Below are 11,942 nucleotides of genomic sequence, written 5' to 3' on the forward strand. Positions count from 1 at the left end.
TGTCGCTCGGGTGCAGGCAATGAAGGTAGTTGAACAGAAGACGGATAGGGAGCGCGCCTTGGCGCCGAGCCGTTTCTCCCGTTTTCGCGCTGTCGCCCGGTCGCGCGACGGCGCAGCGGCAATCGAATTTGCCTTGCTTGCCATCCCCTACTTCCTGGTGATCTTCGCGATCCTCGAAACCTTCATCGCCTTCGCCGCCGAAGAACTCGTCTCCAACGCCGTCGATACGATGAGCCGCCGGATGCGGACCGGGCAGATCACCTACAATCTCGGTCGTACGACCGATATGAGCCAGACGCAATTCCGCCAGGCGTTCTGCAACGAGATCTCGATCCTGATCAGCTGCTCGACCAGCGAAGCCGCCACGCCGAGCAAGCTTTACGTGGATGTGCAGACGTTCAGCTCCTTCTCGGCCATTCCGACGACGATCCCTAAGGTCTCCAGTGACCGATATGCCGACATCAACACCGCGGCCTTCAAATATACGCCTGGCGGCGCCGGCACGATCAACATGCTGCGCGCCTACTATCGATGGGAAATCATCACGGATCTGGTCCGGCCCTATATCACGACCATCCGTCCGTCCGACGGTTCGATGCCGACGCAATATCTGATTATCGCAACCTCCGCCTTCCAGAACGAGCAGTATCCATAATGGCGATGCGCAACCCGTTCACCAGACTGGTACAGCAGGCGCGTCGGCTGGCGCGAGAGCGCAAGGGCGCCGGAGCGATCGAATTCGCGATCCTCTTTCCCGTGCTCGTGATGCTCTATATCGGCGCTTTCGAGATCACGATCGGCCTCAGCGTCAGCAAGCGCGCGACACGCGCCGCTGGTTCGATCGCCGACCTCGTCACCCAGCAGCAATCCGTTACGAAGAGCGCACTCGCGCAGATGCCGTCGGTCGCAACGGCGATGTTCGTGCCCTACAATTCAACATCGCTGACGCTGAAAATCACCGGAATTTCGATCGACGCCGGCGCCAATGCGAAAGTACTCTGGTCCTGGGCGCAGGACGGAACGACGCCTTACGGCAAGAATGCGACCGTGAGCGACGTGCCGGCCGATATGAAGACGGCAAACAGCTTCCTCGTTCGGACCGAACTCAGCATCCCCTATACGATGTTCCTGTTCGCGCCGAACTTCATGCCGGATGGGATGCGCACGATTACCATCAGCCGCAGTTACTTCTACCGGCAGCGGCAAGGCGACTCGATCCTCTGCGGCGACTGCTGACCCCTTCCCCATCGCGAATTTGCCAAGCCAGGCGCGGCACTATATGCGTGGGCTTCAGCCTCCGACGGTCCGGAGGCCGGCGATCGGTCCTTTCGGGGGTAAAATGGCGCGCGCCTTTCTTTTCGTTCTCGATTCCTTCGGCGTCGGCGGGGCGCCGGATGCGGCAGCCTACGGCGACGAGGGCGCCGACACGCTCGGCCATATCGCCGAATTCTGCGCCGCCGGTGCCGGAGACCGCGCTGGGCTTCGCAGCGGGCCGCTTTGCCTGCCGAACATGTCCGAGCTTGGGCTGATGCATATCGCGCGCGCGGCCTCCGGTCAGTTTCCGGCCGGCATGCCACTTCCAGAGAAGGTCTACGGCGTTTATGGGACCGCCAACGAAATTTCCCGCGGCAAGGACACGCCCTCGGGCCATTGGGAGATCGCGGGAACCCCGGTCAATTTCGATTGGGGTTATTTCCCGACGGAGGGCGACGCCTTCCCGCCGGAACTGATAGAAGCCTTGTGCCGAGCCGGCGATGTGCCCGGCATTCTCGGCAACTGCCATGCCTCGGGAACTGAGATCATCGCCCGTCTCGGTGAGGAGCATATCCGCACCGGCAAACCGATCTGCTATACCTCCTCGGATTCGGTCTTTCAGGTCGCCGCGCACGAAGCACATTTCGGCCTCGAGCGGCTGCTCACCTTCTGCCGTATCGCCCGCGGGCTGCTCGATTCCTACAATATTGGCCGCATCATCGCCCGGCCCTTCATCGGCCAGTCGGCGTCCACCTTCCAGCGTACCGGAAACCGGCGCGACTTTTCGGTGCTGCCACCAGAACCGACCTTGCTCGACAGGCTTCTCCAGCACGGGCGGCACGTGCATGCGGTCGGAAAGATCGGCGACATCTTCGCCCATCAGGGAATTTCGCGCGTCATCAAGGCGACAGGCAACGAGGCGCTGATGGATGCGTCGCTCTCGGCGATCGACGCGGCCGAGGACGGCGATCTCGTCTTCACCAATTTCGTCGATTTCGACATGAATTACGGCCATCGCCGTGATGTACCGGGCTATGCCGCAGCCCTCGAAGCCTTCGACGCGCGCCTGCCCGAAGTCCACAAGAAGCTGAAGCCCGGCGACCTTGTCGTGCTCACCGCCGATCATGGCTGTGATCCGACCTGGCGCGGCACGGACCATACGCGCGAGCGCGTGCCTATTATCGCCTTCGGCCCCGGCATCCGGTCGCGTTCGATCGGGGTGCGCCGCACCTATGCAGATATCGGCGAAAGCATTGCACGGCATCTCGGCATTCCGGCCGGGCCGCACGGAAGGAGTTTTCTGTGACATCGCATTTGAAGAAGGTCGAGCTGCACTGCCATCTGGAGGGTGCGGCACCGCCTGTATTGACCGAGGCGCAGGCGCGGAAATACGGCGTCGACATCAGCGGCGAGCTTCGCGACGGTGCCTATGTCTGGCACGATTTCGCAAGTTTTCTGGAATGTTACGACAAGGTTTCCGAGGTCTACAGGACGGAGGAGGATTATGCGCTTCTGACCGAAACCTATCTCGACGAACTTGCCGGCATCAACACGATCTACAGCGAACTCATCGTGTCGCCCGACCACGGCAAGCGCATCGGGCTCGGCGCAGATGCGTATATATCCGGCGTCTGTGAAGGCATCCGGCGGGCCAAGGCCAAAAGCGGCATCGAGGCCCGCCTGATCGTCACCGGGGAACGGCATTTCGGTCCGGAGAGCGTTATCGGAGCGGCCGAATATGCGGCAAAAGCCGGCAATCCCTTGATCACCGGCTTCAACCTGGCCGGTGAAGAGCGCATGGGCCGTGTCGCCGATTATATCAGAGCCTTCGATATCGCCCGCGATGCCGGCCTCGGGCTCACCATCCATGCCGGCGAGGTCTGCGGCGCCTTCAGCGTCGCCGATGCGCTCGATGCGGTGCGCCCCGCCCGCATCGGCCATGGCGTGCGCGCCATCGAGGATCTCGATCTGGTGAAGCGGCTTGCCGATCTCGGCACTGTGCTAGAGGTCTGCCCGGGCTCCAATATCGCGCTCAGGGTCTTTCCCGATTTCGCTTCGCACCCGCTGCGCCGGCTGAAGGAAGCGGGGGTGCAGGTAACGATTAGCTCGGACGATCCGCCTTTTTTTCGTACGTCGCTCGAGCGGGAGTATGCGCTCGCCGCTGAAGCTTTCGGCTTCAGCGATGCGGAGATCGACGCCATGACGCGCACAGCGATCGAAGCGGCCTTCGTCGACGAGGAGACGCGGAAGGCGCTGCTCTCCCGCCTTTGAGGCTGAGCCTTTCTTGACCGTGAAGGACTCCGGAGGTTGGGGAAGATCGGCGCAAATTCGGCTGCACTCTTGCGGTCGGGCCAATTTCCGTGAAAGAAACATTCGATAGAAAGAATGAAAGGCTTCCCCATGGACGGCGTCACGGTCATCGATCACCCGCTTGTGCAGCACAAGCTCACCATCATGCGACGCAAGGAGACATCGACGGGAAGTTTCCGGCGCCTGCTGCGCGAAATCTCCACGCTGCTCTGTTACGAGGTAACCCGAGATCTCGAATTGACCATGGCAACGATCGAGACGCCACTGCAGACGATGGACTCGCCGATCCTGGAAGGCAAGAAGCTGGTCTTCGCCTCGATCCTGCGCGCCGGCAATGGGCTGCTTGAAGGCATGCTCGATCTCGTGCCTTCCGCCCGCGTCTCGCATATCGGCGTCTATCGCGATCACGAGACGCTGCAGCCGGTCGAGTATTACTTCAAGGCACCGGAAGACGTGGCCGAGCGCCTGATCATCGTCGTCGACCCGATGCTGGCGACCGGCAATTCCTCGATTGCGGCGATCGACAAGCTCAAGGAACGCGGCGCCCACAATATCCGCTTCCTCTGCCTGCTCGCCGCCCCGGAAGGCATTCGCAACTTCCGCGCGGCGCATCCGGATGTTCCGGTCTTCACCGCGGCGATCGACAGCCATCTCAACGAGAAGGGCTACATCATGCCGGGACTCGGCGATGCCGGCGACCGCATGTACGGAACCAAATAATTTCAGCCTTCCTTTACCAAATCGCAAGACTTTATGGCCCGGACGGCGCTCCGGGCCTTTTTGTTATCGATATTAGCAAGTTATCAGGATTTGAGGTTTAGCAAGCTGGAAGCATGAGGCCCTGCATGAAGCGGGGTTTATACAGGAAGGATTTCTGTTTCATGCTCGCGCGTACCGTCATTTTCGCCAGCATCGCCGCGGTGCTGGCCACACAGGTACCTTCCTTCGTTGGAAGTGTCAGCCAGCAACCTGCCGACGGTCTCTCCGCCAATTACGTATCGGCTGACGCCGGCCAGCCCGCTGCACCGGCGCCCGCTTCCGGCACTAGTACGATCCGCCTGCAGGCGGATGCGCAGGGGCACTATACCGGCAGCTTCAAGATCAACGGCAAGCCGGTGCCAGGGCTGATCGATACCGGCGCCACCTATGTCGCCCTCAACGAGACACTCGCCCGCCGGCTCGGCTACACCGCAAATCAGCTCGACTTCCGCTATGGTGTGAACACGGCGAACGGCCAGACGAAGGCCGCGCATGTGATCCTCGATCGCGTCGAAATCGGCGGCATCCGCGTCCGGAATGTCGAGGCCTTCGTGCTCAGGGACGACGCGCTGACGACCACGCTGGTCGGCATGAGCTTCCTGCAGAAACTCGCCTCTTATTCCGTCGCCGACGGCTCGCTCAGCCTCAAACAATAAATCGCATCAGACCCGGCCTGCAATGACGGGGACCAATTCCGGCTTCTCGTCAGCAATGCGATAATGCACGGCAAGGGCCGCAGCTGCTTTTTCCGCCGCGGCTTCGTCAGCAGCGTGGACGACAGCGATCGGATCGCCCGCATTGACCCGGGTGCCAAGCTGCAGGAGGCCGGAGAAACCGACGCGGTGATCGATCCGATCTGCCGGATGACGGCGGCCGCCGCCGAGATCGATGACGCTGATGCCGATACCGCGCGTGTCGCAGGCGGCAAGCCAGCCGGATCGGGCGGCCGGCACTTCTTTTTCGACCGGCGCCCTGGCCAGATATCTCTCCGGATTTTCGACGAGATCGGCCGGTCCGCCGAGCATGGATATCATACGCCCGAAGGTTTCGGCAGCCTGTCCCGATGACAGCGCTCGGCGCGCCATCGCATCGGCTTCTTCAGAGGAAGCGGCAATGCCCGATTTCACCAGCATCTCGGCGGCAAAGGCAAAAACCACGGTCTCGAGCCGCGTGCCAGTCTTCCTGCCCGCCAGGAAATCCAGGCAGTTGCGCATCTCGACGGCATTGCCGGCGCAATCGGCGAGCGGCTCGTTCATGTCGGTGATCAAGGCGGAGGTCTTCACGCCCGCGCCGTTCGCCACCTCGACCAGGGAATGCGCCAGCATCTCCGCCTGACGGCGGTCAGCCATGAAGGCGCCGTTGCCGAGCTTGACGTCGAGCACCAGCGTCTCAAGCCCGGCCGCGAGCTTCTTCGACAGGATGGAGGCAGTAATGAGTGGAATGGAATCGACGGTGGCGGTGACGTCGCGCACGGCATAAAGCCTGCCGTCGGCGGGCGCCAAGCTTCCGGTCTGGCCGATGATGGCGCATCCCGCCTCCTTCACCACCTTGCCGAAGAGCTCCGCATCAGGGGTGATCCTATAGCCCGGAATGGATTCGAGCTTATCGAGCGTGCCGCCGGTATGACCGAGGCCTCGCCCGGAGATCATCGGGACGGCGAGGCCACAGGCGGCGGCGATCGGCGCCAGCATCAGCGAGACATTATCGCCGACGCCGCCGGTCGAATGTTTGTCGGCGATCGGACGGTCGATGCCAGCCCATTGCAGCCTGTCGCCGGAATTGGCCATTGCCAGCGTCAGGGCCACGATTTCCTCGCGTGACATGCCTTTGAACCAGACGGCCATGGCAAAGGCGCCGATCTGGCCTTCGGACAGCTGCCCGGCCGCGAGTGCCACGATGAAGGAGCTGATATCGGCGGCATCGAGTTCCTCGCCATCGCGTTTACGCCGGATGATCTCCTGCGGAATCATCTCAATAGCTCGACGCCGCAGCCGGTGCCGGCTGCGCTCCGCTCAGAACCGCCAGTATGTCGTCGAGCAGGCCGGAAGCGCCGAAACGGAAGGTCGAGGGCATGGCCCAGTCCGGCGCCATGATGGTTTCGGCAAGGCTGAGATAGAGCGCCGCATCGGCCACTGAGCCGATGCCGCCGGCCGGCTTGAAGCCGACCTTGCGCCCACTTTCGCGAATGGCTCGGATCATGATGTCGGCGGCTTCGAGCGTCGCGTTGACGGCGACCTTGCCGGTGGAGGTCTTGATGAAATCGGCGCCGGCATCGATCGCAAGTTCGGAGGCGCGGCGGATCAATGCCGCATCCTTCAACTCGCCGGTCTCGATGATCACCTTCAGCAGGACGGGACCGGCGCATTCGGCGCGTACCGCCTTGACCATGTCCGTCACCGCCTTCTCATTGCCTGATATGAACTTGCGGTAGGGAATGACCAGATCGATCTCATCGGCGCCATCGGCAATCGCCTCACGGGTTTCGGCGGCGACATCGGCCACTTCCATATCTCCCGCGGGGAAATTGACGACGGTTGCGATCCGCACGGGATGGCCGGCGCCGAGGATGTTGCGGGCATAGGCGACGAAACGCGGCCAGATGCAGATCGCGGCGCTGTTGCCGTAGGGCGTCTGCGCGCGGGCGCAGAGCGTGTCGATCTGCGCCTCGGTGCAGTCGTCCTTCAGATTGGTGAGGTCGAGAAGGGAAAGGGCGACCGCCGCCGTTTCCCGGATGGAATGGCTATTCATTTTTCGCTTCCTTCGGCCGCAATCATCTCTCTCAATATGTCGGCAAGACGGGCGCCGCCGACGGGCGCCATGTCCTTGGTTTCTTCATGGCTGAGCTCATTGCCGGTCATGCCTGCTCCATAGTTGGTGATAGCGGAAGCGGCCGCAACCCTCAGGCCCAGCATTCTTGCAATGATCACTTCAGGCACCGTCGACATGCCGACGGCATCGGCGCCGAGAATACGCGCCATGCGGATTTCGGCCGGCGTTTCGAAGCTCGGACCAGAAAACCACATATAGACGCCCTGCCCCAGCTCGATCTTGAGCTTTGCCGCTGCCTTCCGCATCGCCGCGGCGAGGCCTGCATCATAGGCATTGGTCATGCCGACGAAGCGCTGGTCGCTCTCCTCGCCGATCAGCGGGTTCATGCCGGAATAGTTGATGTGATCGGTGATCTGCATCACCGAGCCGGGCGGCATGTCGTCGCGCAGCGATCCGGCCGAATTGGTCAGGATCAGCGCCTCGACGCCGAGCGCCTTCAGCACCTCGATCGGCAGGCGCATGGCGCTGGCATCGCCCTTCTCATAATAATGCACGCGGCCGGAAAGCATGATGACCGACTTTCCACCGAGGCGGCCGGCGACGACTTCGCCGGCGTGGCCGGAGACGGCGCTGATGGGAAAACCCGGCAGATCGCGATAGGGAATACGGACGGCGCCTTCCAGCTGGCCAACGAGGGAGCCGAGACCGGAGCCGAGCACGATTCCGTGGCGCGGCTTGATCGCGCCGAGCAATGCGGCGAGCAGGTCGACCGTCGCCCTCATCCGAGTTCCGTCTCGAAGCTGAAGGGAAGAAGCTCTTCCATCGTCATGGTCTTCTTCACGCCCGCCTCATCGCAGAGATAGATCTTCGTGTCCTTGGCAGCGAATTCGGAGATCTTCTGGCGGCAGCCGCCGCAGGGCGGGCAGAGCGGCAGCTTCTCGGCGGTCACGGCCATTTCGACGATCTTCCTGGCGCCGCCCATGATCATGGCGCTGATCGCCGTGGGCTCGGCGCACCACCCTTGCGGGAAGGAGAGGTTTTCGATGTTGGCGCCGGTATAGACCTTGCCGTCCTCGGCGCGGATCGCCGCGCCGACCGGGAATTTCGAATAGGGCGCATGCGCAAAGGCCATGGCGCCGCGGGCGGCTTCGAACAGGTCGTGGGACATGATCAACGTTCCTTCGTATAGGGCACGCCGCCGGCCTTCGGCGGGATTGCGACGCCGATGAAGCCGGCAAGCAGAATGCAGGTCAGGATATAGGGCAGCGCCTGGAAGACCTGGACCGGCACTTCACCGACCAGCGGCACCTGCTTGCCCTGCATGAAGTTCGCCAAAGCATCGAGGAAGCCGAAGAGCAGGCAGGCGAACATCACCGGTACCGGCTTCCACTTGGCGAAAACCAGCGCCGCAAGCGCGATATAGCCCTTGCCGGCCGACATGTCCTTGATGAAGGCGGCGGACTGGGCGATCGCGAGATAGGTGCCGGAAAATCCGCAGAGGATGCCGGCGCACATGACGGCGCGGTAGCGCAGCCAGGCAACCGAAATGCCTGCCGTATCGACCGCGCCCGGATTTTCGCCGACGGCGCGCAGCCTGAGGCCGAAGCGCGTGCGGTAAAGCACCCACCAGGAGAAGGGCACGGCGAAAAAGGCAAGATAGGTGAGGATATTGTTGCCCGATATGACGCTTGCATAGAGCGGACCGATGATCGGTATGTCGCGGACGGCATCCGCGCCCGGCAGGATGATCGGCGCGAAACGCGCCTCCGGCGCCAGCTGCGGCGTTCGGCCGCCCTGGCCGAACCAGGCTTGGCCGAGCACGATGGTGATGCCGGCGATGAAGAAGTTGATCGCGACGCCCGAGACGATCTGGTTGCCGCGATTGGTGATCGAGGCAAAGCCATGCACCAGGCTGAGCGCCACCGAACAAACGACGCCGGCGCCAAGCCCCAGCCAGGCCGAACCGGTAAGATAGGCCACACAGGCGGCGGCGAAGGCCGAGCCCAGCATCTTGCCTTCCAGGCCGATATCGAAGATGCCGGCGCGCTCGGAAAACAGCCCTGCGAGCGCGGTAAAGATCAGCGGAATAGAGAGCCTGACCGTCGAGCTCAGGACGTTGATGAAGATGTCGTAATAATCCATCGTCCGCTCCTCAGGCTCGCTTCAGTTGCTGGTAGACGTGCACCATTGCCGGCCGGAACATGTATTCCAGCGCGCCGGCAAAGAGGATCACCAGTCCCTGAATGACCAGGATCATTTCGCGGGTGATATTCGGCATCTCGAAAGAGATCCAGTCGCCGCCTTGGTAAAGGGTGCCGAAAAGGATTGCGGAAAAGATGATCCCGAGCGGATGGTTGCGGCCCATCAGCGACACTGCAATGCCGACGAAGCCGGCGCCACCAACGAACTCGACCTGCAGACGGGCGGAAGAGCCCATGACGGGATTGAGCGCCATCATGCCGGCGAGCGCGCCTGAAATCAGCATGGCGATGATGACGATGCGTGCATAGGGTATGCCGGCATAGGCAGCCGCCGTCGAGCTCACGCCGAGTGTACGCATCTCAAAGCCGAGCTTGGTGCGCCAGATGAGGATCCAGACAAACCAGGCGGCAAGAAGGGCGATGATGAAGGAGACGTTGAAGGGTGCTGCACCCAATTTGGCTCCGAAGATGCTCATGACCCAGCCAAGCTTGGGAAGCTGCCCCCCCTCGAGAAAGGTGCGGGTTTCCGGCGCCATCTTGCCCGGAACGATCAGCACGTGCACCAGCAGATAGACCATAAGGGCGGCTGCGATGTAGTTGAACATGATCGTCGTGATAACGATATGACTGCCGCGTTTGGCCTGCAGGAAAGCGGGAATGAAGGCCCAGGCCGCACCGAAGATACCGGCGCCGACAATGGCGAGCGGCATCGTCACATACCAGGGCACGTAACGATCGAGCGCCAGCGCTACCAGCGCACAGCCGAGCCCGCCGACGTAGGCTTGGCCTTCAGAGCCGATGTTAAAGAGACCGGCATGGATGGCGACGGCCACGGAAAGGCCGGTGAAGATGAAACTCGTTGCATAGTAGAGCGTGAAGCCTATGCCTTCGCCGCTGCCGAAGGCACCCTCGAGCAGCAGCGAAAGGGCGGCGAGCGGGCTTTCGCCGATCAGCCAGACGACGAAACCCGAGATCAGGAAGGCGACGACCAGGTTTAAAAGCGGGATCAGACCGTAATTGATCCATCTCGGTAGCGGTACGGAAGCAGTGCTCATAAAGGCCTCACGCGGCAATGCCGGCCATCATCAGGCCGAGGGTCTGTTCACCGGCATCGGGCGTCTTCTCGCCGACGACCTGGCCGGCGAACATGACAAGGATACGGTCTGAAAGGGCGCGGATCTCATCGAGTTCGACGGAGACGAGCAGGATCGCCTTGCCCGCATCGCGCATTTCGATGATCCGGCGGTGGATGAATTCGATGGCGCCGATATCGACGCCGCGGGTCGGCTGGCCGATGATCAGCATCTTCGGATCGCGTTCGATTTCGCGGGCGACGACGATCTTCTGCTGATTGCCGCCGGAGAAATTCGCCGTCTTCAGCCGCGGGTTCGGCGGGCGGATATCGTATTTTTCGATCTTCTCCATCGCATCCTTGCGGATCGCTTCGAGATCGAGCAGCGGCCCTTTGCTGTAGTCCGGACGGCGGTGATAGCCGAGGACGGAGTTTTCATATTCCTCGAACTTCAGCACCAGCCCCATATGGTGCCGGTCCTCGGGAATATGGGCGAGGCCGAGATCGCGCAGGCGGGCGGGATCGGCCCTGTCGATCGTCTGGCCGTCGAGCAGGATTTCGCCGGAGACAGGCTTGCGGATTCCGGCAATCGCCTCCAGCAATTCCGACTGGCCGTTGCCGGCAACACCGGCGATGCCGACGATCTCGCCGGCGCGCACGTCGAAGGAGACGTTATCGACCATGGTGACGCCGCGATTGTCCTTGACCGTCAGGTTGCGGACGGAGAGCACGGCGGCGCCCGGATTGGCTTCGCCCTTCTGCACGCGCAGCAGCACGCGACGGCCGACCATCAGCTCGGCAAGCTCCTCCACCGTCGTTTCCGCCGTCTTGCGGGTGGCGACCATCTCACCGCGGCGCATGACGGAGACCGTATCGGTGATCGCCATGATCTCGCGCAGCTTATGGGTGATGAGGATGATCGTCTTGCCCTGGTCGCGCAGCACCTTGAGGATGCGGAAGAGGTGGTCGGCTTCAGCCGGCGTCAGCACGCCTGTGGGTTCATCGAGAATCAGGATCTCGGCGCCGCGATACATGGCTTTCAGAATTTCGACGCGTTGCTGCAGACCAACCGGCAGCTCTTCGATCAGTGCGTCCGGATCGACCTCGAGGCCGTATTCGGTTTCCAGCCGCTTGAGCTCGGCGCGGGCCGATGCGACGCCTCTGGCCAGTAGCGAGCCACCTTCGGCGCCGAGCATGACGTTCTCGAGCACGGTGAAATTGTCGACCAGCATGAAATGCTGGTGCACCATGCCGATACCGGCGGCGATCGCCGCCTGGCTGTCACGGATGGTGACCGGATTGCCGTTGACGCGGATCTCGCCGCTGTCGGCGTGGTAGAAACCATAGATGATCGACATCAGCGTCGATTTGCCGGCGCCGTTTTCACCGATGATGCCGTGGATCGTCCCCTTGGCAACGGTGAGATTGATGTCCTTGTTGGCGTGGACGGCACCGAATTTCTTATCGATGCCGACAAGCTCGATAGCGGGCTTATCTGTCACTGCAGGCTCCAAATAAGAAAAGGGCGTATGGCGAAAATCCCCTCCGCCATACGCCCGATCTCGATATTACATCAG

General features: G+C 62.2%; 13 protein-coding genes. 6 read left to right on the forward strand and 7 right to left on the reverse strand.

All coding sequences use genetic code 11. The features are described 5' to 3' along the window. Positions 1-19 precede the first annotated feature (19 nt). The 6 genes from B5E41_RS01965 to B5E41_RS01990 all read left to right on the forward strand — a co-directional run bounded on the left by B5E41_RS01965 (position 20) and on the right by B5E41_RS01990 (position 4,979). The gene (locus tag B5E41_RS01965) at positions 20-655 is read left to right on the forward strand and encodes a TadE/TadG family type IV pilus assembly protein (protein ID WP_088390617.1); all 636 of its coding nucleotides are present in this window, start codon (positions 20-22) and stop codon (positions 653-655) included. Next, on the forward strand, positions 655-1,236 hold the full coding sequence (locus B5E41_RS01970; protein WP_088390619.1) for a TadE/TadG family type IV pilus assembly protein: 582 nt from the start codon (positions 655-657) through the stop codon (positions 1,234-1,236). Before B5E41_RS01965 ends, B5E41_RS01970 begins: the two co-directional genes overlap by 1 nt. A gap of 103 nt (positions 1,237-1,339) precedes the next feature. Continuing rightward, positions 1,340-2,560 (forward strand): phosphopentomutase, encoded by a 1,221-nt coding sequence (locus B5E41_RS01975; RefSeq protein ID WP_088390621.1) that lies wholly within the window; start codon positions 1,340-1,342, stop codon positions 2,558-2,560. After that, positions 2,557-3,525, forward strand: coding sequence for an adenosine deaminase (locus B5E41_RS01980; RefSeq protein ID WP_088390623.1), 969 nt, complete (start codon positions 2,557-2,559; stop codon positions 3,523-3,525). The genes B5E41_RS01975 and B5E41_RS01980 overlap by 4 nt, the downstream gene beginning before the upstream one ends. Before the next feature lie 129 nt (positions 3,526-3,654). Next, entirely contained in the window at positions 3,655-4,284 is a 630-nt protein-coding gene (gene upp, locus B5E41_RS01985; protein WP_020920114.1) for a uracil phosphoribosyltransferase, read from the forward strand. 125 nt (positions 4,285-4,409) lie between these two features. After that, positions 4,410-4,979, forward strand: coding sequence for a TIGR02281 family clan AA aspartic protease (locus tag B5E41_RS01990; protein ID WP_088390625.1), 570 nt, complete (start codon positions 4,410-4,412; stop codon positions 4,977-4,979). A 6-nt stretch (positions 4,980-4,985) separates the two neighbouring features. Here B5E41_RS01990 and deoA read toward each other — a convergent pair whose 3' ends face one another. From deoA to B5E41_RS02025, 7 genes are read right to left on the reverse strand one after another with little or no spacing between them, the layout of a single operon-like run. Then, positions 4,986-6,293, reverse strand: a complete 1,308-nt coding sequence (deoA, locus tag B5E41_RS01995; RefSeq protein WP_088390627.1) for a thymidine phosphorylase — start codon at positions 6,291-6,293, stop codon at positions 4,986-4,988. A 1-nt stretch (position 6,294) separates the two neighbouring features. Then, on the reverse strand, positions 6,295-7,071 hold the full coding sequence (gene deoC, locus B5E41_RS02000) for a deoxyribose-phosphate aldolase (protein ID WP_088390629.1): 777 nt from the start codon (positions 7,069-7,071) through the stop codon (positions 6,295-6,297). Beyond that, positions 7,068-7,874 carry a purine-nucleoside phosphorylase gene (locus tag B5E41_RS02005; protein ID WP_088390631.1) on the reverse strand — a complete coding sequence of 269 codons (807 nt, stop codon included), beginning with the start codon at positions 7,872-7,874 and terminating at the stop codon, positions 7,068-7,070. The genes deoC and B5E41_RS02005 overlap by 4 nt, the downstream gene beginning before the upstream one ends. Then, positions 7,871-8,260: a cytidine deaminase gene (locus B5E41_RS02010; protein ID WP_088390633.1), complete on the reverse strand. Its 390-nt coding sequence runs from the start codon at positions 8,258-8,260 to the stop codon at positions 7,871-7,873. Before B5E41_RS02010 ends, B5E41_RS02005 begins: the two co-directional genes overlap by 4 nt. A gap of 2 nt (positions 8,261-8,262) precedes the next feature. Beyond that, positions 8,263-9,234, reverse strand: a complete 972-nt coding sequence (locus B5E41_RS02015; RefSeq protein WP_088390635.1) for an ABC transporter permease — start codon at positions 9,232-9,234, stop codon at positions 8,263-8,265. 10 nt (positions 9,235-9,244) lie between these two features. Beyond that, positions 9,245-10,348 carry an ABC transporter permease gene (locus tag B5E41_RS02020; protein WP_088390637.1) on the reverse strand — a complete coding sequence of 368 codons (1,104 nt, stop codon included), beginning with the start codon at positions 10,346-10,348 and terminating at the stop codon, positions 9,245-9,247. 7 nt (positions 10,349-10,355) lie between these two features. Continuing rightward, positions 10,356-11,867 (reverse strand): ABC transporter ATP-binding protein, encoded by a 1,512-nt coding sequence (locus B5E41_RS02025; RefSeq protein ID WP_088390639.1) that lies wholly within the window; start codon positions 11,865-11,867, stop codon positions 10,356-10,358. Positions 11,868-11,942: the final 75 nt, after the last annotated feature.

This window comes from Rhizobium esperanzae (assembly GCF_002204185.1).
In the GTDB taxonomy this organism is placed as follows: Bacteria; Pseudomonadota; Alphaproteobacteria; order Rhizobiales; family Rhizobiaceae; genus Rhizobium; species Rhizobium esperanzae.